The organism is Actinosynnema sp. NPDC059797 (assembly GCF_042732085.1).
GTDB lineage: Bacteria > Actinomycetota > Actinomycetes > Mycobacteriales > Pseudonocardiaceae > Actinosynnema.
This window is the reverse complement of the sequence record NZ_JBHWIE010000105.1, coordinates 1-23,574: the sequence shown is the minus strand read 5'-3', so window position 1 is coordinate 23,574 and position 23,574 is coordinate 1. Positions and strand designations below refer to the sequence as shown.

Genomic DNA, 23,574 nt, shown 5'->3' with positions numbered 1-23,574 from the left:
TCCAGCCCGCGTAGCCAGCGTCACACCTGTAGAACCGACACGACATGTTGTGGGCGGTGAACCCGCGAGTGGCGCTGTACGCGCTCCCCGCCGCCGACGAGGTCTGCGACACGCCCGGGTGCGGGTGGTTACGGTTCGACGGAGAGCAGGTGCGCCTTCAGGCCCTCGCCCACCCCGGGTTCGGGCGTGCCGTTCCAGTCCTCGATCAGCACGGCGCCCGTGGTGCAGCCCCAGGGGTTCCAGGTCCACGCCAGGTAGCCGATGTGGTGCGCGTCGGCCCAGTCGACCACTCGCTGCATGTAGTCGAAGCCGCAGTCGTCCTGGCCGAACTCGCCGAGCACGACCGGGACCTGCTGGGCCAGTGGGGTGATCTGGGTGTCCCAGCAGGCCTCGGTGACGCAGGCGTTGAAGCTGTAGGCGTGCCAGGACGCGGCGAGGTTGTCCAACGGGTCGACCGGCTTGTAGGTCAGCCACTCGCGCAGGTCGTTGGCCCACTCCAGGCCGCCCAGCATCAGCACGTTGGTCGCGCCGGTGGAGCGCACCGCGTCGACCAGGTCCTGCATGCCGGCGACCTCGTAGGGCAGGCCGGTGCAGGTGCCGCCGTCGCGCCAGCACTGCCAGCCCAGCGCCTTGTCCCAGTCGGCGGCCATCTCCGGGTACGGCTCGTTGAACAGGTCGAACACGACCGCGTCGTTGCCCTTGAAGGTGTTCGCGACACCGGTCCAGAACTCCGGGGAGTACCGCGCGTCAGGCATCGGCTTCTGACAGGTCGCGTGCTCGTCCTTGCAGTGCCAGTCCGGGCTGTCGGGGTAGGCGCCCCAGGTCCAGTGCAGGTCCAGGATCACGTTGATGCCGTTGGCCACCAGCAGGTCCACGTAGTCCTTGACGTGCTGCTGGTAGGTGACGCCGCCGGGTGAGCCGTGGACGCCCAGCCAGCACTCCTCGTTCAGCGGCACCCGCACCGCGTGGATGTTCCAGGTCTTCATCGCGTCCACCGACGCCTGGTCCACCGGACCGCCGTCCCACATGCCCTTGCCCTGCACGCACGCGAACTCACCGCTGGAGCGGTTCACGCCCAGCAGCCGGTACGGCGTGCCGCCCTCGGTGACCAGCCTGTTGCCGGACACGCGCAGCTCCGGCGCCGGCCCGTCGACCGGCGGAGTGCTCGTCGTGGTCGTGGTCGTGGTGGTGGTGGGGTCGACGCCGGTGCAGGGGGCGCCGTTGACCGCGAAGTCCGTCGGTTTCGCGTTGCCGCCGCTGTAGGAGAAGATCGCCCCCGCGCTCACACCGCCCTTCGCGGGAATGGTGCCGTTCCAGCTCGCGTTGGTCACGGTGATCTTCTTGGCCGACTGGGACCACGTGCCGCTCCAGCCCTGTTGCAGGGCCTGGTTGCCGGCGTAGCTGTAGGTCAGCGTCCAACCGCTGACCGGGGACGAGCCCAGGTTGGCGATGGTCACATTCGCGCCGAACCCGCTGCCCCAGTCGTTGGTCGAGTAGTCGACCCGGCACGCGAACGCCGGCGCCGCGCTCGCGCCGCTCACCCACGACCCGCCGGCAGCCATCAAGGCCGTGCCCGCGACGGACACCACGGCACCCAACACGGCGACCGCGGTGCGGCGTTTTCTGATTCTTCCTGACATCGGCACTCCTTTGTGCAGGTGGGATCCGGCCCGCCGCGTTGTCCCGGACGGGGTCAACGGGCCGGCGGGCCGGTGAACGGAACGGTCCAACCACTCCGGGAGCGCTCCCAGAGAAACCGTGGCGGAACACCGCCGGTCGAGCGGTTCACGAGACGCCGATCACCGACGCGTTGGCGCAGCGGAGCACCCTCGGACGTCGCCGAGCACGTCCCGTTCGGCTCCGCAGTGGCGGCGGCGTCAATGCCCTCGAAGACAAGGTCCACCCGCTCGCCGACCCGCGAGGACCTCCGGCACCGGACCTCTCGCGGCGCAGAGGCGCCAGCCGTCGTGCGGGTTCGAGCGCGTCATGACAGCCCTCTTCCTCGTCGGTCGCCGCGCGCACCAAGGCCACCCGGGAAGTTAATCAGGTAGCCGAAGTAAGTCAATACACCGGACACACGACGTTGAAGCGTGCCGCAGTGCCGCCCCCCTCAGGGAGTCACCCTCTTGACCTACTTACTTAGAAAAGTTAACAATGGGAAGCTGGCGGCGCCTACTCCCCCGGGCGACCGCGGCCGAGCGTCAACTCGCCCTGCAGGACCAGGACCGCCCCGCCGATCGCCGCCGCGTCCGCCCCGTTCACCGACGGCACCACCCGCACCGGATGAGCCCGCCGGGCGAACAACCGGCGGTCCAACTGCTCCTGGATCACCGCCTGGTAGGTCGAACCCGCCACCGTGAAGCTCTGCCCGGCCAGCACGATCGCGTCCAGGTCGAACAGGACCGCCAGGGTGACCGCGGCGTGACCGAGGTAGCGCGCCGACCGCTCGACGAGTCCGCGGGCCTCGGGGTCACCGGCGTTCGCGGCCGCCGCGATCCGCGAGAACTCGGTCAGGAAGTCCTCGTTGGACGGGTCGAGCGCCAGCCGCCGCGCGAGGTCCGGTGTCGCCAACGCCTGCCGGACCACCGCCGACGGACCGGCGTAGTTCTCCAGGCACCCGACGTTACCGCACGGGCACTCGTCGCCGTGGACGTCGATCGAGACGTGGCCGATCTCCGCGGTGTTCGACGAGCTGCCCCGGTACACCTCGCCCGCGACCACCACCCCGCCGCCGATCCCGGTGGCCATGTAGATGCAGCCGTAGGTGCTGCGCGGGTCCACCGCGCCCATCCAGTACTCGCCGATGGCGGCCGCCGCGGCGTCGTTGTCGAGCAGCACGGGCAGGCCCAGGTGCTCCGAGAGGCGCCGCGCGACGGGGTAGTCGCACCACTCCCCGGTGGGCTGAGGCGTCAGCAGCACACCCGCGCCCCGGTCCTGCGGGCCGTAGCTGACCAGGCCGACCCCGAGGACCTTGTCGCGGTCCACGGCCGCCGTCGTCAGCAGGGCGTCCACCTGTGACGCGACCAGCGGCAGCGCCCGATCCGGCGGCAGCGAGGCCACGCCGTGGAACGAGGTCCGCGCCACCGGCCGCCCGGCCAGGTCCACGACCACGATGACGCACGCGTTGCGCTCCAGCTGCACGCCCACGCCGTAGCGGGCCGGAGGGTTGAGCTGGACCAGCGTGCGCGGCTTGCCACCCGTCGGCGCACCACGACCCACCTCGACCACCAGGCCGTCGCCCAGCAGCTCACGCACGACCTCGGAGATCGTCGCCCCGGTGAGACCGGTCGCCGCCGCGAGCTCCACCCGGCTGATCGTCCGCGCGGCCCTGATCACGTCCAGCACCAGACCGCGCGTCTTCGGCCGGCTCGCCCACACCGGGCTCCTCGCCACGGAACCTCCTCCGCCCACCCCTTTGCCAGGCTACTTTACTTACGGTTCGCGGGGCGCTGGCGGCGACGACCGGCAAGCCGCTCACCTGCGGGTTCGCCGGGTGGGAGCTGTCCCTCCGTCGTGGTGCGCCGTCGGTCTGGTGGACGAAGACGTTGAACCGGGACAGGTCGCGCAGGTCGTCGGCTGTGGGTGTTGGCGGTATCCCACGGTTCGGGTCACGGACGTGGTGGAGCTGACCGACGTCAACCGGCAGGTCCTCTGCACCGAGCACGACCTCGGCCGGCCCGAGGTCGACGTCGCGGTCGAGGTGCTGCGCCGGCACGACGGCGAGGTCGAGGTCACCGGTGAACGGACCACCGTCGACGGCGTGGGGGTGCTGCGGCGGTTGGCCGCAGGGTGCGACGTGCTCCTCCGCCGCCTGGTCACCCGCACCCCGGTGGCCGTGACCACGCAGGACCCGCAGGAACGCCTCGGCCGACCGGTCCCCCGACGCCCGAGCCGCCTCGACCCCGCGTCTTCGCCTCCAACTCCCCGGCAGGACGACCACAGGGGCGACCGACGCGGCTAGGACTCGCCGGTGATCCGGGCCGAGCCGAGGGAGGCGGCGGCGATCGCGCGGGCGGCGGTGGTGGTGGAGGAGCTGGGGCCGAGGCCGGTCAGCGTGGTCCGGTCGAGGGCGTGGACGACGAACTCGTAGGTGTTCACAGTGGACGGTGAGCACGGGCCCTGGTAGCCGTACAGGCTGGCGCTGCCCCGGTAGTAGACCTGCCGGGCCCCGGCCGGGACCGCCGGTCGGTAGGCGTGCTGGACGTTTCGGGGCAGCGAGGTGGCGCCGACCGGGATGTCGTAGATGACCCAGTGGACGAGGTTGTTGTTGTCCAGGTCGCGCATGACGACGGCGTAGCTCTTGGCGCCGGCCGGGGCGCCGGTCCAGGTCAGCGGCGGGGACTCGTTCCGCTTGGCGGGGTCGTTGCCGCCGCCGCTGGTGCACTCGTGGACCGCGGGGATCGTGCCGCCGTCCGCGAAGGCGGGGCTGGAGAGCTGGAAGGCGGCCGGGGACGCCGTCGCGGGGGCGGGGAGCGCGGCGGTGGCGGTGAGCGCGGCGATGACGAGGGCATACGGAATGCGTGTCACGTGGTGCTCCCAGGGATGTGGTTCCGGTGGGTCCGTGGGGCATGTGCGGCTCGCGGCGGTGGCCAGCGTAGGCAGTCGGGGCGGCCGCGGACCACACCGGTGCCGGTGGAACGTCGCCGAGTGCCACTTTCACCGTGCTGAGGACAGCGAGGCCGCCGCCCGCCCATCCGTCGAACGCCCACACGCGGGGAGCGCCGGCCTCATCCGCGGATCACCGTAGGATCCGGACCGGGATCCGGATGGGTGGCAGGGGGGCGCGGTGAGCGGTGTCAGGGTGTTGGTCGCGGGGGCGAGCATCGCGGGGCCCGCGCTGGCCCACTGGTTGCGGCGGCGCGGAGCCGAGGTGACCGTGGTGGAGCGGGCGCCCGAGCTTCGTCCCGGCGGGCAGGCGGTGGACGCGCGCGGGGTGACCAAGGAGGTCATCAGGCGCATGGGGCTGGACGCGGCGGTGCGCGCGGCGTGCACCGACACCGCGGGCGCGCACACCGTGGACGCGGACGGGAACGTGCTGGAGACCTTCCGCGCCGACGACGACGGCGGCGACGGGTTCATCGCGGACGTCGAGATCCTGCGCGGCGACCTGTCCCGGGTGCTCTACGACGACACCCGCGACGGTGTCGAGTACGTCTTCGGCGACCGGATCGCCGGGCTCACCCAGGACGCGGACGGGGTCGACGTGACCTTCGCCGGCGGCGACCGGCGGCGCTTCGACCTGGTGGTCGGGGCCGACGGGCTGCACTCGGCGCTGCGGGCGATGGTCTTCGGGCCGCACGAGCGGTTCCTGCGCCACCTCGGGCACGTGCTGGCCTTCTACAGCGTGCCCAACGAGTTCGGGCTGGACCGCTGGCTGCTCGAGTACCAGGACCGGGAGTCCGGGCGCTCGGCCCTCCTGCGCCCCCTCCAGGACGCCACCCGGGCGATGGCGATGTTCTCCTTCGCCTCGGCCGACTTCGACGTCGACCACCGCGACGTCGCGGCCCAGAAGGTCCTGCTGCGCGAGCGGATGGCGGGCCTGGGCTGGCTGGCCCCGGACATCCTCGCGCACCTGGACGACACCCCGGACTTCTACCTCGACCAGGTCGCCCAGGTGGTGATGGACCGCTGGTCGAGCGGGCGGGTGGGGCTGCTCGGGGATGCGGCGTTCAGCTCGTCGCCGCTGTCGGGGCAGGGCACCGGGCTGGCCCTGGTCGGTGCCTACCTGCTGGCCGGTGAGCTGGCCGCCGCCGGGTGGGACCCCGACGCCGGGTTCGCCGGCTACGAGGCGCGGATGCGCTCGTTCGTCGAGGCCAACCAGGAGATCGGCCGGTTGAACGCCCGCAGCCGCGACGTCCCCGGGCCGGACGCCGAGCCGAGCCCCGATTTCACCGGCGAGTGGTTCGCGGAGCTGGTCGGGCGCGTGCTCAACGGCGTCGAGCTGCCCGACTACGCCGGGGTGCCGGACTCCGGGGCACCTGCCGGACCACCGATCGCCTCCTCGGCCAAGCCGTAGGCCACCGCCCCCGGACCGGCGGTCCGGAGCAGCCGGTTGGGCCGAACCGGTCATCTTGGGAACGGAACCGCCCCGGCCGTCGTCCGATGCGCAGTAGCTTGGTCCGATCACCGCGTCACCAGGGGGGATCCGATGACCGACCCGTTGGCCAACGTGCAGCGCCTGGTGGACGACTGGGAGCGCGACGCCCAGGAGAAGGCGGCGCGGTACGAGTCGATGCGGCAGGAGGTCGAGCGGATCTCCATCACCCGGTCGGCCGCCGGTGGCGCGGTGAGCGTTACCGTCGGGTCGAACGGCATCCCCAGCGCGGTGACCATGACCGAGGCCGTGTCGCGGCTGCGCCCGGAGCAGATCTCGGCGGCGGTGATGGAGGCGATGCGCCAGGCCCAGGCCGCCTACCCGGCCGAACTGGCGCGGATCGTGGGGGACACGGTGGGTGACACCGCCTCGGGGCGGCACATCGTGGCCACCGCGGAGCGCAGCTTCCCGCAGCCCGAGCCCGACACCCCGCCGGCCCCGCCGCGCCGGCCGCGCGGTGACGACGGCGACTTCAGCGACGACAGCTACCTGGGGTGAGACGATGACGGGGTACGAGGTCGTCACCGGCGAGATCGCCGCGTTGGCCGGGCGGGTGGAGGGGTTGGCCGAGCGGCTGCGCACGGCCGCGGACGCCGCCCGGACCGTGGCGATGAACGACTCCGCCTACGGGGTGGTGTGCCAGCCGTTCGCCATGCTGCTGCAGCCGTTCGAGGAGATGGGCGTGCAGGCGCTGACCACGGCGGCGGAGACGGTGGCCGACAACGCCGCGAACCTGCGCGGCACCTCCCGCGACTACGACGCGCAGGAATCCGGCGAGTCCGCGCGCTTCGGCGGGATGAACCGGTGACCAATCCGCTGATCGCCGCGCCGCAGGGCGACACCACCGCCGTCACCGGCATCGGCATCGCCGAGTCCGCCGTCGACCTGGCCAACGGCATCTCCGACGGCAGTTGGGTCGAGGCCGGCCTGGGCGGGGTCGGGGTCGGGCTGGAAGTGCTGTCGATGGTCATCGACCCCGTGGGCACCGTGGCCTCCTACGGCGTCGGGTGGCTGATCGAGCACGTGCAGCCGCTCAAGGAGGCGTTGGACTGGTTCGCCGGGGACCCGCCGGTGATCCGCTCGTTCTCCCAGACCTGGTCCAACGTCGCCGGTGAGGTCGGCCGGATCGCCGCCGAGCTGGGGCAGCAGGACGCGCCCGGTTGGTCCGGGCAGGCCGCCGACACCTACCGGGCCCACGCCGCCCAGACCGCCGACGCCATCGCCGGGGCCGCCACGCTGGCCGAGGGCGTGGGCACCGGGGTCATGGTCATGGGCGAGGTCGTGGCCGCGGTCCGCGAGATCATCCGCGACCTGGTCGCCGAGGTCGTCGGCAAGCTGATCACCTGGGCGCTGGAGGCCGTCGCCACCCTCGGCCTGGCCACGCCGCTGATCGTCGCCCAGGCCACCTCCACCATCGCCCGGGTCTGCAACCGGATCTCCGACCTGGTCCGCAAGCTGGTCAAGACCATCGGCAACGTCACCCCGCGCATCCGCAAGGTCCTGGACAAGCTCGGCGAGATCATGGAGAAGCTGGGCAAGCTCGGCCGCAGGGCCGACGGCCCGAGCACGCCCGGCACCACCAGCCCGTCCAGCGCCCCGAGCGCACCCGACGCCCCCACGGTCAAGGGCCCGGACGGCACCAGCCCTTCCGGCACCACCTCGCCGTCCGGCACCACGTCCCCGTCCGGCACCACGTCACCATCCGGTACCACCTCGCCCTCCGGCACCTCACCGAGCGGGACCACGTCCCCCGACACGTCGCCGAACAGCACCTCCCCGAACAGCACCTCCCCGGGCACCACCTCACCCAGCGGCACCTCGCCGAGCGGGACCAAGCCGGACACCACGAACCCGAGCGCCCGCTCCCAGGTCGGCGACGACCCCAAGGGCAGCGCGCGACCCGAGTCCGACCGCCCCACCTGCGGCGACCCGGTCGACGTCGTCTCCGGCGAAGTGCTCCTCCCCCAGACCGACGTCGAGCTGGACGGCGTGCTCCCGCTGCGGCTGACCCGGACCCACCTCTCCGCCCACCGCGTCGGCACCCGCTTCGGCGCCTCCTGGGCCTCCACCCTGGACCAGCGGCTCGAAGTCGACCACCACGGCGTCTGCTTCGTCACCGAAGACGGCATGGTCCTGGTCTACCCGCACCCCGGCGGCGAGCACGTCCTCCCGCTGGAAGGCCCCCGCTGGCCCCTGTCGCGCGGCGACGACGGCACCTACCGGGTCACCGACGTGAAGGCGCGGCGCATCCGGCACTTCGCCGCGGGACCGGGTCGCGTCCGGCCGCTGACCGCCATCACCGACCTCAACGGCAACCGCATCGACATCGACCACGACGCCGACGGCACCCCCACCGCCGTGCGCCACTCCGGCGGCTACCACATCGCGGTCCACTCCACCGACGGCCTGGTAACCGCCCTCGTGCTCGCCGGCCCCGAGGACATCACCCTCGTGCGCTACGGCTACGACGCCGACCGCGGGCTCGCCGAAGTGGTCAACTCCTCCGGGGCCGCCCTGCGCTTCACCTACGACCACGCCGGGCGCATCACCCGCTGGCAGGACCGCAACGACGTGTGGTACCGCTACGAGTACGACGAGCGGGGGCGCTGCGTCCGCAACGAAGGCGCGCACGGCTACCTGTCCGGCACCTTCACCTACCTGCACCACCTCACCACCTACACCGACTCCCTGGGGCACCCCACCCACTTCCACCTCAACGACGCCCACCAGGTGGTCCGGGTCGTCGACCCGAACGGCGGCGTGGTGGTGTCCGAGTGGGACCGCTACGACCGGCTGCTGTCCCGCACGGACCCGCTCGGGCACACGACCCGGTTCACCTACGACGAGGACGGCAACCTGATCGCGGTGACCGATCCGGACGGTCTGGCGACGACCGCCGAGTACGACGGCTCCGGCCGGCCGACCGCGGTGACCAGGCGCGACGGTTCGGTGTGGCGCAACGGGTACGACGAGCGCGGCAACCTGGTGGCGGTCACCGACCCGACCGGCGCGGTCACCCGCTACCACGTCGACGACCTCGGCCGTCCCACCGGGCTCACCAACGCCCTCGGCCGGACCAGGCGGGTGGAGACCGACGCGGCGGGGCTGCCCGTAGCGGTCACCGACTTCCTCGGCGCGACCACGCGGTACACCCGGGACGCCTTCGGGCGGGTCGCCACCGTCGTGGACCCGCTCGGCGGGGTCACCCGGCTCCGCTGGACGGTCGAGGGGCGGCTCATCTCCTGCACCCAGCCCGACGGCACGACCGAGCACTGGCGCTACGACGGCGAGGGCAACGAGATCGCGTTCGTCGACCCGCTCGGCCAGGTGTCCCGCACGGAGTACACCTGCTTCGACCTGCCGTCCGCGAAGGTCGACGTCGACGGCTCCAGGATGGAGTTCGGCTACGACACCGAGCTGCGGCTGGTGTCGGTCACCGACCAGCGGGGCATGGTGTGGCGCTACACCTACGACCCGGCGGGCAACCTGATCGCCGAGACCGACTTCACGGGCCGGGCGCTGACCTACGAGAACGACGCGGCCGGGCAGCTCGTCGCGCGCACCACCGGCACCGGCGAGGTGACGGCGTTCCGCCACGACGCGCGGGGCAACGTGGTCGAGAAGCGCGTCGGCGACGCGGTCACCACCTACGAGTTCGACGCGCTCGACCAGGTGGTCCGGGCGGTGGGTCCGGACGCGGAGGTGGTCCTCCGGCGCGACCCGCTCGGCCGGGTGACCGAGGAGAGCTGCGACGGCCGCGTCGTCGAGTCCGTGTACGACCTGCTGGGGCGGCGGATCCTCCGCACCACCCCCGCCGGGGTGCGGACGGGCTGGGAGTACGACGCCAACGACCAGCCGCTGGGCGTGAACGTCGCCGGGCACGGCATCCGGGTCGACTACGACTCGGCCGGGCGCGAGGTCCGCCGCCGGCTGGGCGGCGGCGCGGTGGTGAGCCAGGCGTGGGACGCGAACCACCGCCTGATCGGCCAGCAGGTGACCGACTCCCTCGCCAGGCCGCGCGGGCAGCGCGCGTACCGCTACCGCGCGGACGGCGCCGTCACCGGCGTCCAGGACCTGACGGCCGGCGCCCGGACCTTCGACCTCGACCCGGTGGGGCGGGTCACCGCGGTGCGCGGCCCGGGGTGGGCCGAGCGCTACGCCTACGACGAGGCCGGCAACGTCACCAGCGCCGCGTGGCCGGACCGGCAGGTCGAGGCCCAGGGCGACCGCGAGTACGCCGGCGCGGTCCTGCGCCGCAGCGGCAACGTGCTCTACCGCCACGACGCGCAGGGCCGCATCGTGGAGCGGACCCGCCGGACCCTGTCCGGGCAGCGGCAGACCTGGTCGTACGCGTGGGACGCCGAGGACCGGCTGACCGGGGTGACCACCCCGGACGGGACCAGGTGGCGCTACCGGCACGACCCGCTCGGGCGCCGAATCGCCAAGCAGCGGCTCGACGGCGACCGCGTCGTCGAGGAGACGCTGTTCACCTGGGACGGGGTACACCTGGCCGAGCAGTCGCACCGCGCCGCGGACCGCCCGGACGTGCGGACCACGACCTGGGACCGCGACGGCGTCCGACCGGTGAGCCAGGTCGAGCGCACGAGCATGGCGGACGCGCCGCAGCAGGTGGTCGACGAGCGCTTCTTCGCCATCGTCACCGACCTGATCGGCACGCCGACCGAACTGGTCGACGAGAGCGGCGGCATCGCGTGGCACGCCCGGCGCACCCTGTGGGGCATCACGAGCCGCGCCCCGGCGACGACCACCGACACCCCGCTCCGCTTCCCCGGCCAGTACTTCGACGCCGAGACCGGCCTGCACTACAACTACTTCCGCTACTACGACCCGGCGACCGGGCAGTACACCAGCGCCGACCCGCTCGGCCTCGCCGGCGGTCCCAACCAGCGCGCGTACGCGGTCAACCCGTTGGCGTTCCTGGACTACCTCGGGCTGCTCACGTGCAAGCAGAACGCGGCGATCCTCCGGGCCAACATGGCCGCCGAGGGGCGCGCGCCGGGTCCCGGGCAGGCGGCGGCGCACATCGTCCCGTCCGGCGGCAGCCAGAACCAGTGGGCGTTCGGCGCGCGGAGCAGGGACCTGCTGAACACCTACGGCGTCGACATCAACAACGCCGCCAACGGCATCCCGCTGACGCACCCGACGCCGCACAACTACACCCACCGCGGCGGGTTCCACGAAAGGGTGTTCAACGACCTCCAGCGGGTCGTCACGCAGGGCCAGGCCCGCGGTCTCGACAACGCCGCCATCGGCAACCTGCTGACCGACCGGCTGCGCAGCATCGGCCGGGCGGTCGAGCGGGAGCTCGCCGGTGGCAGCCCGGGCCCCGGTGCATACTGGACCGCGTGATGACCGACATCCCGCGCAACCGCGCGGTGTACCGGCTGCTCACCGGCATGGGCGAGGAGCGCGGCGACTACCGGTCGTTGGCCCTCGACACCGACGACCTGACCGGGATCGTCCGCTGGCAGCTGTCCGGCTCGCCGGAGGACCTCCCGGAGCGGATCAAGGCCGAGTGGGTCGGCGACCCGTCCTGGCGTCCGGTGGAGTTCTCCCCCGGCGACTCGGCCCCGGTCGTCGGGGGTCGCGTCGCCGAGCGGTTCCGCGCGGACTTCGAGGCGGCCGGGACCCTGCACCCGCTCCACGTCGACGGGGAGCGGAGCGGGGAGTGGTTCGTCTTCCTCGTCGAGGAGGTGGTCGACTGCCTGGACACGGCCAGGTCGTCGGAGCCGGAGTGGGACGGCACGATCCGCACGTCCGTGTTCCGCGCCGAGGCCGTGCCGGTCGGCCTGCCGGCCTTCCGGGTGCCGCAGTCCACCAACATCCACTGGAACGGCTGGATGGTCGACCGGTTGGTGGAACTGGTCGCCCGCGACGTCGAGGCGCGGCTCATCTGGTCGGAAGACCCCGCGCGTGAACCCCACCCGGACCCGTGGGGCTTCTGAACTCACCGCCGGACCTCGTCGTCGCAGTCGGCAAGTCCGGCGGTCAGAACACCGAGAACCCGCCGCATGACCTCCAGGATGGCGCGTAGCTCACCTCCTGCCGCGTCGTGATCACCCGCCGGGCCACGTAAGGGCCAGAACACCGGATCCGCCCGGGAGAACACCCGCGCCGTCAGGTCCGTCGGGGCCGGCAGCTCGGCGGTGACCCGCGGCGTGCGCGGACACCCCTCGAACACCTCGCCGACAGGCACGCGGTCGACGGCCGCCATGACCACGCCACCGGGCACTCGCTCGGGACACCCGACCGGCCCCACGCGTCACTCGACGCCCACTCGATCCGCGCTGGCGCAGGGTTCGCCACCCGCGTCCCAGCCTCGCCCCAGATTTCCTCCAGGTCTGGGACCGATGCTGGTCGGCGCAGGTCAGGGGTGACGACGCGGCGAGTACCGCGTCGATTCGTTCCCGGGGGGGGCAGGGTATGGGCAAGGTCAGGTCCGTCGGTGTGCTCGTCGTGCTCGCGCTCTGCCTGGCGTCGGTCACCGCCTCCACACCACTGGTCGGGACGCGGGCAGCTGACCGGCGTGCCGATCCGCAGGTCGCCGCGTCGCCGGTGCCGCCCGCCTCCCGCGACGTGGGCGCGGAGGACGCCGTTCGCCCCGTCACCCGCGCGACGCCGGTGTACCCGACCGCCGCCACGCGCCGGGTGGCCCTGCCGCGCGCGAACGCCGCGGGCAGCACCGAGGTGACGGTGGAGAGGCTGGACCCGACCGTCGTCGCTCGCCTGGGAGGTGTGGGACTCGGGGTCCGGGTCTCGCGAGTCGACGATCGCCGCGATGCCGAGAAGCTCGTGCTGGAGCTGGACTACTCGGGCTTCGCCGACGCCCACGGCGCCGGTTTCGCCGGTCGCCTGCGGGTTGTCAAGATGCCGGGGCGGGAATGGGTACCGGCACGCAACGACCTGTCCCGGCACACGTTCACCGTCGAGGTGACCCCTGGGCCGTCCGGTGAACCGGCACCGGTGCTCATGCTCGCGTCGACCGCCGGCGGGTCGTTCGCGGGCAACTTCGGCGCCACGGACCTCGCACCGACCGGGAGCTGGCAGACCGGGTTGTCGTCGGGGTCGTTCACCTACGGCTACCCCGTCCCCGTGCCGGCCTCCCCGCAGGGCAAGGGCCCGGCGCTCACCTTCCGGTACAACTCGTCCGCGGTCGACGGGATGACCGCGTCCACCAACTCCCAGTCCGGGTGGACAGGCCTGGGCTGGCAGCTCGGGGCGGACTACGTCGAACGCCGCTACAAGCCGTGCGCCGAGGACGCCACGGGAGCGGGCAAGAAGTCGGAGCAGCGGTACTGGGGCCACTTCTGCTGGGAATCGCCGGACGAGAACGACGGCCGGCCCGACACCACCGATCCGACCAACTCCGAGCTGTTCCTGTCGTTGGGCGGGAAGTCGAGCCGGATCGTCAAGGACCGGCTCACGGGCACGTGGAAGACCCAGGAGGACTACGGCTGGAAGCTCGAACAGTTGGCCGACGGCGCGAGCGGCCAACCGTACTGGCAGGTGACCACGCAGGCGGGTGACGTCCACCGCTTCGGCTTCCGGCGCGACTCGATGTGGCAGGTGCCGTTCGCGGGCGACGACACCGGCGAGCCGTGCAACGACCGGTACGCCAACAGCGGCCGGGACTACCCGGGCGTGTGCTTCGCGCCGTGGCGTTGGAACCTCGACCAGGTCGTCGACGCCAACGAGAACCTGACGACGTTCCACTGGAAGCGAGAGTCGGGCAAGTACCGGTATTACGAGACCGAGGTGTGTTGCGGCGTGCCGCCGACGTACCGGTACACGCCGATCGACTACGACCGCGGCGGTTACCTCGACCGGATCGAGTGGGGCGCCAACACCACCGTCCCCACGAGCACACCCACCAGCAAGGCCGTGTTCAACATGGTGTCCCGGTGCTCCAGCACCACCGAACGCGACGACCCGCTGGCCGACCCCTACCCGATCGACACCGGCACGGGCGACCTGCACTGCGGTGGTTCGTGGGACGTGCCGGACGACCTCCTCCGGTGCGACACCTACCAGTGCGGCAACGGCTCGCCCGCGTTCTTCGTCGTGCGGCGGCTGGACTCGGTGGTGACGCACGTCGTCGACGGCGGTACGGGCGCCTGGGACGACGTGCACAAGATCCAGCTGCGGTTCAAGTACCTCCGCTCGCCCGAGTCCGGTACCAACGGGTGTTGCACGCCGACGCTGTGGCTGGACTACCTGCGCCCGGTCGGCCTGGCCGGCGCGGGTGAGGTGCGGCTGCCGCCGGTCGACTTCGACGCGGTCGAGCTCAACGGGCGAGTGGACTGGGGCTCGGACTTCTTCCTGATCAAGCCGAAGGCGATCCTGCCGCGCATCGCCACCGTGCACAACGGCTACGGCGGCCGGATCGAGGTCACCTACGGCAGGGCCAACTCTTGCCCCGACGGCGGAGCCAACGCGGCCGGCTACCGCGATTGGTACCTCGGCGTCGCCTGGGACCGCAACGAGCAGGACTGCTTCCGCACCTACGACTTCTGGATGCCGTTCGCCGGCGGCCCCGAGGTGATGTGGGGCGTCTACCACAAGTACCTGGTCACCAAGGTCGTCGAGCGCGACACCGTCGCCGCGTCGCCGGACGTGGTGACCTCCTACGAGTACCAGGGCCGACCGGCGTGGGCGTTCCCGACGAACTACCTCGGCACGACGCTCACCGTGCCCGGCAACGACACCGGGGGCACCACCAGGCTGGAGACCGCGTCCTGGAGCGAGGCGCGCGGCTACGAGTCCGTGCGCACGCTCAAGGGGTCCGGCACCGACCCTGCCGGGTACACGGTCACCACCGACACGTTCTTCCGGGGCATGTTCGACGACGTCCACGCCGACGGCGGCAAGAAGCAGCGGCGGATCACCGACTTCGACGGCGGCGCGTGGGACGACCTCGCGGTGCTCACCGGCCGGCAGCTCCAGAGCACCCGCTCGATCATGACCGGCTACTCCCCCCGCCAGTACGTCGAAACCGAGTCGACCCGCCACGAGTACGCGCGCGTGAACACCGGTGACGGTCCCGGTGTGCTCCACCCGGGCCGGGTGGACGACGTGCGCACGCGCGGCCGTCAGGCGCTGAGCACGGGCGGTTTCCGCTACACCGACGTACGCACCACCTACGACAGCCACGGTCTGCCGATCCGCCGCAACGACTACGGCGCCGACGGCCTCGCGACCGACAACACCTGCACCACGACCAGGTACGCCAGGAACACGGCGCTCTGGCTGATCTCCTACCCCGCCGTGATCGAGGAGCGGACCGGCGACACCTGCATCACCGGCACGATCACCGGGCGCACCGAGCTGACCTACGACAACGCCACCCAGCCTTCCGACGGCAACGTCACCAAGGAACGCCGTTGGGTCGACGCCACCCGGATCGCCGTGACCGGATCGACCTTCGACGACTACGGCCGGGTCGTCTCGGTGGCCGACCCGCTCGGTCACGTCACCACCACGACCTACGAACCGGCCGTCGGCTTCCCCGACGTGGGCGTCACGACCACGAACCCGGTCGGCCACCGGACGACGACGTGGTCGAGCCGCGCGCACGGCCAGCCGGTGAAGATCCGCGATCCGCAGGGCGGCGTGACCGAGCTGGACTACGACGCGCTGGGCCGCGCCACGGCCGTCTGGGGCCCCGGTGACCCGCGCGGCGGTGGCACGCCGAGCACGCGCATGTCGTACGCGATCACGTACGACGGCGGCACCGGCCAGCCGACCGCACCCGTCCGGACCCTCACGGAGAAGCTCCTGACCGGCGCGGGCGCCGGCGCCAAGTGGCAGGCCAGCCACGTCTTCGACGACGGGTTCGGCCGCACCCGCGAGGCGCAGACGCCGTCACCGGCGGGCGGCCGGGTCGTGGTGGCGAGCATGTACGACGGCCGCGGTCAGCTGGCGATCGCCACGTCGCCGATGCACAACGCCCTGTCAGCCGGCGCGGGCCTGCTCAACCCCGCTCAGGCCGCGATACCGGCGGCGACCAGGTACGTGCGTGACGGCGCCGAGCGGGTCACCGCCGCCGTGCACGCGGGCAACGGCGTCGATCGTCGGGAGGTGGCCGCCGCCTACCGCGGCGAGGACCTGGTGGTGGTCGACCCGGCGACCGGCGGCCCCACCGAGTACTGGTTCGACAGCCAGGACCGGGTCACCAGGGTGGTCGAGCAGCAGTCTCCGGGTGTCACGCACCAGACCCGGTACGAGTACGACACCGAGGGCAACCTCACCAGGATCATCGACGCTCGCGGCGGCGTCCGGACCTTCCAGTACGACTGGCAGGGTCGTGTCGTCGCCGGCTCCGACCCCGACTCGGGCAGCGGGACCTGGTCCTACGACCTCGCCGGGCGACTGACCTCCACGGTCGACGGACGAGGCCGGAAGTCTTCCTACGACTACGACGCCCTGGGCCGCAAGACCGCGCAGTGGGCCGGGGAGTCGGACGTCAAGCTCGCCGAGTGGACCTACGACAGCGTGGCGGTCGGCCACCTCGACTCCTCGACCCGGTGGGTGGGCTCCGACGCCTACCGCTACCGGATCACCGCCTACGACACCGACTACCGGCCCACGGCCACCTCGATCACCATCCCGGCCGTCGAGGGCCCGTTGGCCGGGACCTACTCCTTCACGGCCGCCTACAACCGGGCTGGTCAGCGCACCGAGGTGGGCATGCCCGCCGTCGGCGGGCTCGCCGCGGAGAAGGTGACCGCCACCTACAACGACCAGGGGCAGGCCAGAGGACTCACCTCCGACCTCGGCGGGTCCACGGTGTACGTCGAGGACACCGCCTACACCGGCACCGGCAAGCTCGGCAGGCGCGCGTACGGCGCCCTGGGGCACATCGCCCGCCAGTTGACGTGGGACCCGGCCACAGACCGGCTGGCCAACACCACGACCCTGACCAAGGCGAACACCACCTCACCCGTCAAGGTGCAGGACGACGACTTCCACTACGACGACGGCAACAACGTCGTCCGCATCGCCGACAAGACCGCGCTCGTCGACGGTCGGCTCGGGGTGCAGTCGGAGTGCTTCACCCACGACAGCGCCAACCGGCTCGAACACGCCTGGACCACCACGCGCCCGGACTGCTCCGGTGGCTGGTCGACCAGCCCGGACGGCAAAGGACCGGACCCCTACCGGCAGGCCTTCACCTACGACCAGGTCGGCAACATCACCAGCGTCGAGACCGACGGCCGCAAGGCCGAGTACACCTACCCGGTGGCGGGCGCGGCGCGGCCCAACGCCGTCACCTCCATCACCCGACCCGATCGGACTGACACCTACGCCTACGACGACACCGGTCAACTCACCTCCCGCACCGTGGCCGGGAAGACGACGGACTTCACGTGGGACGAGACCGGCCGACTCGGCCGCACGACCACCGATGGCGAGTCGACCGACCACGTCTACAACGCGGACGGCGAGCGCCTCGTCCGACGCGGACCGGACGGCACCACCCTGTACCTGGGCGAGACGGAACTGCGCGCAACCGGCGGCTCGGTCACCGGCAGCAGGTACTACCTGGCGGGGGACGGCGCGGTGGTGGCGGTGCGAACGCCGGGCGGGCTGACCTGGCTGGCCGCCGACCCGCAACGCAGCGCACAGCTCGCCATCGAGGACGGCACCGGCCGCGTCGCCCGGCAGCGGTACCTGCCGTTCGGCGGCCACCGGGGCGGACGCGACGACATCACCGTCACCGAACGCGGTTTCCTCGGCAAGACCGAGGACTCCTCGACCGACCTCACGCTGCTGTCGGAGCGGTTCTACGACCCGTCGATCGGCAGGTTCATCAGCCCCGACCCGGCGCTGGACCTGCGCAACCCGCAGTGGATGAACAGCTACGCCTACGCCGGCGACAACCCGGTCAGCCGCATGGACCCCAGTGGCCTGGCGAGCTGCTCCAGCGCCAAGAAGACCAACTGCATGCCGGACGCGGACGCGTTGCGCGGCCGGCAGAAGAACCAGGCGCAGCTCCAGCACGACTGCTGGTACCAGGGCAAGAACTGCGACAAGCTGCCCAAGGCCGAGCGGACGCCGCCGTGGAAGCGCGCCGCGCCCAAGGCCAAGACCGTCGAGGAGGCGCTGTACGCGCTCGCCGATGCCATCGCCAAGACCGACCTGTCGAAGAAGGCGCTCAACAAGTGCACGGCCACCCTGAGTGACACGAACGGCCGGTGCACCAAGGCGGCCGAAGAACTCGGGAAGACCCTCAACCGCGCCCACGTCAAGGCGTTCTGCGCACAGCACAGGGCGTTGTGCGCATCAGCCGCGCCCGACTACATCTCGCTCGCGGTGAGCTGGGGGAAGGGTGTCGCGTCGGTCGAACTGACCCTGACCGTCACCCGGACCGGCCAGGTCTACCTGTCCGTGAGCGCGGGAGCGGGTGTCGGCGTCGACGCCAAAGGGGGAAGCGCCGCCATCAAGGTGGGTTGGATCTACTCCCGGGGTGTACGGGCACCGGACTCCGTCGTGGGCAAGTTCCCCGAGGAGGCGTCGACCTCGGCGGGCGGCGCGCTGCCAGGAGGCGAGTTCGGGGGCATCGCCTGGTCGGACACCCACTACGCGGTGGAACGCGGCGTGTCCCTGCCTGGCATCGGCTTCGGTCGCAGCATCCGCGACGACCTGATCGGCAATCTCGGTCCGATCTGGTCGATCTGACGAACCACACCAACAAGGGGGAACCCCGTTCATGAAACACGTGCGAAGATTCACTGCCCTGGGCACGGTGGCCGCGGTCACGGCACTGGTCGTCACCGCGACACCGGCGGCGGCGGAAGGGAAGATCCTCGGCACGGAGAACCCGGCCGTGATCGAGGACAGCTACATCGTGACCTACCGCGACGCGGCCGTCTCGGTCAGCGGCGTGGACGCGGTCACCGATGGGTTCTCCGACGAGTACGACCTCACGGCGACGCACACGTACCGGCACGCGTTCCGCGGGTTCGCCGGCACGTTCAACGAGGAGGTCGCGCGGAAACTGGCCGCGGAACCGGTGGTCGCGTCCGTGCAGCAGAACGCCAGGGTCGAGGCCTCCGACACGCAGCCGAACCCGCCGTCCTGGGGACTGGACCGGATCGACCAGCGCGACCTGCCGCTGGCGAACGGGTACACCTACCCGAACACGGCGGCGAACGTCACCGCCTACATCATCGACACCGGGATCCGCACCAGCCACCAGGACTTCGGCGGCCGCGCGACCTGGGGCACGAACACGGTCGACAACGTCAACACCGACTGCCACGGGCACGGCACCCACGTCGCCGGCACCGTGGGCGGCAGCGCTCACGGCGTGGCAAAGGGCGTACGGCTGATCGCGGTGAAGGTCCTCGACTGCGACGGCAGCGGTACGACCGCCACGGTCGCCGCGGGCGTCGACTGGGTCACCGGCCACCACACCGGCGGCCCCGCGGTGGCGAACATGAGCCTCGGCGGACCTGCTCCCCAGCCAGTGTCGGAAGCTGCCGTGCGCGCGTCCATCGCCGACGGCGTGACGTACGCGGTCGCCGCGGGCAACGAGTACGGTGACGCCTGCGACGCCTCACCGGCCAACGTCGCCGAGGCGATCACCGTGAGCGCATCCGACTCGGAGGACTACCGCGCCATCTTCTCCAACTACGGCACGTGCACGGACATCTTCGCGCCAGGTGTGGACATCACGTCGGCGTGGAACGGCAGCGACAGCGACACCCTGACGATCGACGGCACCTCGATGGCCGCACCGCACGTCGCCGGCGCCGCCGCGCTGCTGCTCGGCGCCGAGCCGACGTTGACCCCGGACCGGGTCGCCGACGCGATGTTCGCCGCCGCCACGCCGGACAAGGTCAACGACGCCGGTCCCGGCTCGCCGAACCGGTTGCTGTTCGTGGCGGGCGGTGGCGGCGTGCCCGGCGGCCCAGTGGTGGCCAATCCCGGCAACCGGACCGACACGGCCGGCACGGCGGTGAGCCTCCAACTGTCGGCTTCCGGCGGCGCCCCGCCGTACACGTGGACCGCCGGTGGCCTGCCCTCCGGCCTCTCGGTCAGCCCGACCGGCCTGGTGTCCGGCACAGTGACCACACCGGGCACGTTCGGCGTCACGGTCACCGCGACCGACACCGGTGGTCGCGCGGGCAGCGGGTCGTTCACCTGGACGGTGAACCCACAGGGCGGAGGCGGCTGCGCGAGCCCCGGCCAGAAGCTGGTCAACCCCGGTTTCGAGAGCGGTGAAACCGGTTGGACCGACGCCACTTACACGATCGGTCCGTGGACCGGTGACAACGCGCCCCGGTCCGGCAGCCGGTCCGCCTGGCTCAACGGCTACGGCGAAGCGATGACCGAGACGTTGCAGCAGACCGTCGCCATCCCGGCGGGCTGCGTGAACTCCAGGCTCACGCTGTACCTGAAGATCCATTCCGGCGAGTACAGCAGCGGCATCGCGTACGACACGCTCACCATCCGGGTCGGCTCGACGGTGCTCGCCACGTACAGCAACATCGACGAGTCGCCCTATACGCTCCGCTCGTTCCCCGTCGGGGCTTATGCGGGCCGGACCGTGACGATCGCCTTCACCGGAGCGGAGGACTCGTCACTGCCGACGTCGTTCGTGCTCGACGACCTGGCGCTCAACGCGGGCTGACCGCCGCCACTCGGATTCGATATCAGTCGGTTCGACCGTCCGCGGCATCCTCTCGCAGAGAAGATGACGGGGAATTCGCACATCTTCGCAATACTCGAAAGGGCTGGCACGATGTGGTTCTTCGTTGCCTTTCCGGACAGCGTCAGGGCGAGTCGAGTCGCGGAACGGTTCGACGAGGCGGCACATCAGGTTCTGCGCTACCCGTCCGGGCGGCCGATGCTGATCGCGCGGACCCACTCGGCGCAGATCGTGACCGCCGAGGCCGGCAGCTCGCGTGGCGCGGTGATCGGCTGTTCGTCGGCGACCGAGGACGAGTTGCGGCACAACCTCGACCGCGCGGGCGACGTGCGGAACCTGGACCCGTTCGCCCACCGGCTCGCCGGGAGTTTCCACCTGGTCGCGACCGATGGTGACCGGCTCCGCGTACAGGGCTCGGCATCGGGGCTCAGACGGGTCTTCCACGCCGTCGTGGATGGCGTCACCGTTGCGTCCGACCGGGCCGACGTGCTGGCAGATCTGGGCGGGTTCGGGTTCAACGAGGTCACGTTGGCGCTGCGCCTCCTGCAGACACTGCCGCACCCCCTCCGCGAGGAACCCTTGTGGCGCGGGGTCACCCCGGTCGAGCCGGAGAAGTACCTGCTGCTGGCCGGCGGTGATCTGCGGACTGTGCCGTGGTGGCGGCGACCCGAGCCGGTGCTGTCCCTGGCAGAAGGGGCGACCGCGTTCCGCGCCGCGCTGGAGACCGCCGTGGGTGTGCGAACCCGCGACGGCGGCAGGGTCCAGTGTGATTTGTCCGGCGGTTTGGATTCCACGCCATTGTGCTACCTGGCCGCTCAGGGCCCGGCCGAGGTAATGGCCGTTACCGGGTACAACGACGACCCCGGCGGCCGTGAGGACCTGCTGTGGGCTCGGCGGGCTTTGCCCGGCATGCCGCAGGTGCGGCACACGACGTATTCGACCGACGACATGCCGCAATTCTTCGATGGCATGGTCGACTTCACCGAACGGCTCGACGAGCCGACCCAGGCGTACCTGGCCTCGCCGCGCGTCGGGCACATCGTGCGAGAAGCCGCCGCCAGGGGCGCCCGCCTGTGCATCAACGGCCTCGGCGGAGACCACTTGCTGCAAGGACGCCCGGTGTGGGACCACACGATCTTCCGCCGGCACCCCTGGCTCGGCTGGCGGCGGGCCCGCACCCATGGCCTGCTCATGGGCAGACCGATGACACCCGTCGTCCGCGAACTCCTCACCGCGGAGTCGTACCGCCGGTGGTTTCGCCGGATGGCAGGGGACGTGCGTCTCGGGCGCGGCGAACGAAGGCCGGTCACGCTCGAATGGGACTTCCCGGTGAAGCTACCGCGCTGGCTGACCCACCACGCGATCACCTTGATCAGCGGGCGACTCGCGGAAGTGGCCGAGGAAGTGGTTCCGCTCGGCCCAGACCGGGCACGACACGACGAATTAAACGCGGTGCGCGGCGGAACGAGCCTCGTCCGCGGCGCACAGCAGTTCGCGGCCGTTCTCGGAGTGCCGTACGAGGCGCCCTTCTTCGACGATCGCGTCGTCGAAGCGGCGTTCGCCGTCCGCCACGAAGAACGCGACACGCCGATGGAGTTCAAACCCTTGATGAAGGAGGCGATGCGCAACGCGTTGCCGGCCGACTTCCTCACCCGCACCACGAAGACGAACGGCACCGCACAAGGTGTTCGAGGCCTGCGGGACCACTGGCCGGCCCTGCTCGACCTGTGCGCGCAGTCCCCGCTGGTCGAACTCGGCATCCTCGACACGACCGCGCTCGTGGGCAGTCTGCGCCCCGAACAGATGCGCGCCGACGACTACTTCCTCGACACCACCCTCAACACCGTGGTGTTCCTGCGCACCAACAGGCACTCTCGAGGAGAAAGCGAACGAAAAGATGCGGTTACGTGAGGACGTCTCCACCGCGCGTACCGAGTACGGCATGGTATTGCTGGACGAACGCGTCGGCCGATACTGGCAGATCAGCTCGGTCGGCACCGTGGTAATCGAAAACCTGGCTCGCGGAACAGACGCCGTTGTCGAATCCATCATCAGCCGGTTCGACGTCGACCCGGACCAAGCGCGCGCCGACGTCAACGCTTTTCTCGCACAGCTGTCCACGACCGGGCTGGTGATAGCATGACCCTCCCAGAAATTCCTGCCACCAAGGTCGAACTCTCGGTCTCCGGTTACCTGGCCACGTCGATTGCCGTTACGGTCGCACGAGTGCTGGCACGACAGAAGCCCAAACGCATCAAAGCAACACTGGCACACCTCCGGACAGGCGCTCGCCCCGCAACCATCGGCGAGGCGCAACACGCGCGCGACAGCGTGCTCACGGTCAGCCCGCGCTGCAGCGGTGAACAAGCATGCCTGCAACGATCAATCGCGAGCGTACTGCTCTGCCGGATGCGCGGGGTGACACCGACCTGGTGCGTCGGTGTACTGGCCGCACCACCATTCGCCGCACACGCATGGATCGAGGCCGAAGGCCGATCGATCGGCGAACAACTGGACAGCACCTGCTACCGACGCCTGATCGAAGTCGGACCAGCACGATGACTCGGCCGGAAATCCGGTTGGGAACAAGACGAACCTGAAGAAAGGTCTTCAAATGGTCAAGGAGAACTACGAAGCTCCGACGGTGGTCGAACTGGGGGACTTCACCGAGGAGACGGGGTTCATCGGCCCCATCTACTACGAGGGGATCCTCCTGTGGCACTCCTGGTTCTGATCGCCCCCGAGCGCAGCGGGAGCTGATCAAGAGTCGTAGCCGATGGCCGGGTTCGGGTGTGGCGATCCGCCA

16 protein-coding genes are annotated in these 23,574 nt (G+C 71.2%); 12 read left to right on the top strand and 4 right to left on the bottom strand.

What is annotated here, in order from left to right:
* Positions 1-128: 128 nt before the first annotated feature.
* Positions 129-1,640 (bottom strand): cellulase family glycosylhydrolase, encoded by a 1,512-nt coding sequence (locus tag ACFV4N_RS22735; protein WP_499674580.1) that lies wholly within the window; start codon positions 1,638-1,640, stop codon positions 129-131.
* A gap of 532 nt (positions 1,641-2,172) precedes the next feature.
* Positions 2,173-3,393 (bottom strand): ROK family protein, encoded by a 1,221-nt coding sequence (locus ACFV4N_RS22730; protein ID WP_499674579.1) that lies wholly within the window; start codon positions 3,391-3,393, stop codon positions 2,173-2,175.
* 223 nt (positions 3,394-3,616) lie between these two features.
* On the opposite strand from ACFV4N_RS22730, the gene ACFV4N_RS22725 reads away from it, so the two are divergent.
* Complete coding sequence (locus tag ACFV4N_RS22725) at positions 3,617-3,961, top strand: hypothetical protein (protein WP_499674578.1); 345 nt, start codon at positions 3,617-3,619, stop codon at positions 3,959-3,961.
* Here ACFV4N_RS22725 and ACFV4N_RS22720 read toward each other — a convergent pair.
* Entirely contained in the window at positions 3,958-4,527 is a 570-nt protein-coding gene (locus ACFV4N_RS22720; protein WP_499674577.1) for a YbhB/YbcL family Raf kinase inhibitor-like protein, read from the bottom strand. The genes ACFV4N_RS22725 and ACFV4N_RS22720 overlap by 4 nt on opposite strands.
* A 259-nt stretch (positions 4,528-4,786) precedes the next feature.
* On the opposite strand from ACFV4N_RS22720, the gene ACFV4N_RS22715 reads away from it, so the two are divergent.
* The 5 genes from ACFV4N_RS22715 to ACFV4N_RS22695 all read left to right on the top strand — a co-directional run bounded on the left by ACFV4N_RS22715 (position 4,787) and on the right by ACFV4N_RS22695 (position 12,060).
* Positions 4,787-6,016 carry an FAD-dependent monooxygenase gene (locus ACFV4N_RS22715; RefSeq protein ID WP_499674576.1) on the top strand — a complete coding sequence of 410 codons (1,230 nt, stop codon included), beginning with the start codon at positions 4,787-4,789 and terminating at the stop codon, positions 6,014-6,016.
* A gap of 132 nt (positions 6,017-6,148) precedes the next feature.
* Positions 6,149-6,592 carry a YbaB/EbfC family nucleoid-associated protein gene (locus tag ACFV4N_RS22710; RefSeq protein ID WP_499674575.1) on the top strand — a complete coding sequence of 148 codons (444 nt, stop codon included), beginning with the start codon at positions 6,149-6,151 and terminating at the stop codon, positions 6,590-6,592.
* A gap of 4 nt (positions 6,593-6,596) precedes the next feature.
* Entirely contained in the window at positions 6,597-6,902 is a 306-nt protein-coding gene (locus tag ACFV4N_RS22705; RefSeq protein ID WP_499674574.1) for a type VII secretion target, read from the top strand.
* Entirely contained in the window at positions 6,899-11,464 is a 4,566-nt protein-coding gene (locus ACFV4N_RS22700; RefSeq protein WP_499674573.1) for a DUF6531 domain-containing protein, read from the top strand. The genes ACFV4N_RS22705 and ACFV4N_RS22700 overlap by 4 nt, the downstream gene beginning before the upstream one ends.
* The gene (locus tag ACFV4N_RS22695; RefSeq protein ID WP_499674572.1) at positions 11,461-12,060 is read left to right on the top strand and encodes a hypothetical protein; all 600 of its coding nucleotides are present in this window, start codon (positions 11,461-11,463) and stop codon (positions 12,058-12,060) included. The genes ACFV4N_RS22700 and ACFV4N_RS22695 overlap by 4 nt, the downstream gene beginning before the upstream one ends.
* Before the next feature lie 2 nt (positions 12,061-12,062).
* Here ACFV4N_RS22695 and ACFV4N_RS22690 read toward each other — a convergent pair whose 3' ends face one another.
* Positions 12,063-12,329, bottom strand: coding sequence for a hypothetical protein (locus tag ACFV4N_RS22690; RefSeq protein ID WP_499674571.1), 267 nt, complete (start codon positions 12,327-12,329; stop codon positions 12,063-12,065).
* 209 nt (positions 12,330-12,538) lie between these two features.
* Between ACFV4N_RS22690 and ACFV4N_RS22685 the strand changes: the two genes are divergently transcribed.
* The 6 genes from ACFV4N_RS22685 (at position 12,539) to ACFV4N_RS22660 (ending at position 23,502) form a co-directional block, all read left to right on the top strand.
* On the top strand, positions 12,539-18,793 hold the full coding sequence (locus ACFV4N_RS22685; RefSeq protein ID WP_499674570.1) for an RHS repeat domain-containing protein: 6,255 nt from the start codon (positions 12,539-12,541) through the stop codon (positions 18,791-18,793).
* Positions 18,794-18,833: 40 nt separating this feature from the next.
* Positions 18,834-20,750 carry a S8 family peptidase gene (locus ACFV4N_RS22680; RefSeq protein ID WP_499674569.1) on the top strand — a complete coding sequence of 639 codons (1,917 nt, stop codon included), beginning with the start codon at positions 18,834-18,836 and terminating at the stop codon, positions 20,748-20,750.
* A gap of 111 nt (positions 20,751-20,861) precedes the next feature.
* A complete protein-coding gene (locus tag ACFV4N_RS22675; RefSeq protein ID WP_499674568.1) occupies positions 20,862-22,679 on the top strand; it encodes an asparagine synthase-related protein in 1,818 nt (605 codons plus the stop codon).
* 31 nt (positions 22,680-22,710) lie between these two features.
* Positions 22,711-22,911, top strand: a complete 201-nt coding sequence (locus ACFV4N_RS22670; protein ID WP_499674567.1) for a PqqD family peptide modification chaperone — start codon at positions 22,711-22,713, stop codon at positions 22,909-22,911.
* Positions 22,908-23,330 carry a lasso peptide biosynthesis B2 protein gene (locus tag ACFV4N_RS22665; protein ID WP_499674566.1) on the top strand — a complete coding sequence of 141 codons (423 nt, stop codon included), beginning with the start codon at positions 22,908-22,910 and terminating at the stop codon, positions 23,328-23,330. Before ACFV4N_RS22670 ends, ACFV4N_RS22665 begins: the two co-directional genes overlap by 4 nt.
* 52 nt (positions 23,331-23,382) lie before the next feature.
* The gene (locus tag ACFV4N_RS22660) at positions 23,383-23,502 is read left to right on the top strand and encodes a keywimysin-related RiPP (RefSeq protein ID WP_499674565.1); all 120 of its coding nucleotides are present in this window, start codon (positions 23,383-23,385) and stop codon (positions 23,500-23,502) included.
* The last annotated feature ends 72 nt before the right edge of the window (positions 23,503-23,574 follow it).

What these genes read in the sequence shown, in the direction of transcription:
- ACFV4N_RS22735 (WP_499674580.1), bottom strand. Translation starts at nt 1,640, where the DNA reads ATGTCAGGAAGAATCAGAAAACGCCGCACCGCGGTCGCCGTGTTGGGT.
- ACFV4N_RS22710 (WP_499674575.1), top strand. Translation starts at nt 6,149, where the DNA reads ATGACCGACCCGTTGGCCAACGTGCAGCGCCTGGTGGACGACTGGGAG.
- ACFV4N_RS22705 (WP_499674574.1), top strand. Translation starts at nt 6,597, where the DNA reads ATGACGGGGTACGAGGTCGTCACCGGCGAGATCGCCGCGTTGGCCGGG.
- ACFV4N_RS22690 (WP_499674571.1), bottom strand. Translation starts at nt 12,329, where the DNA reads ATGGCGGCCGTCGACCGCGTGCCTGTCGGCGAGGTGTTCGAGGGGTGT.
- ACFV4N_RS22685 (WP_499674570.1), top strand. Translation starts at nt 12,539, where the DNA reads ATGGGCAAGGTCAGGTCCGTCGGTGTGCTCGTCGTGCTCGCGCTCTGC.
- ACFV4N_RS22675 (WP_499674568.1), top strand. Translation starts at nt 20,862, where the DNA reads ATGTGGTTCTTCGTTGCCTTTCCGGACAGCGTCAGGGCGAGTCGAGTC.
- ACFV4N_RS22670 (WP_499674567.1), top strand. Translation starts at nt 22,711, where the DNA reads ATGGTATTGCTGGACGAACGCGTCGGCCGATACTGGCAGATCAGCTCG.
- ACFV4N_RS22665 (WP_499674566.1), top strand. Translation starts at nt 22,908, where the DNA reads ATGACCCTCCCAGAAATTCCTGCCACCAAGGTCGAACTCTCGGTCTCC.
- ACFV4N_RS22660 (WP_499674565.1), top strand. Translation starts at nt 23,383, where the DNA reads ATGGTCAAGGAGAACTACGAAGCTCCGACGGTGGTCGAACTGGGGGAC.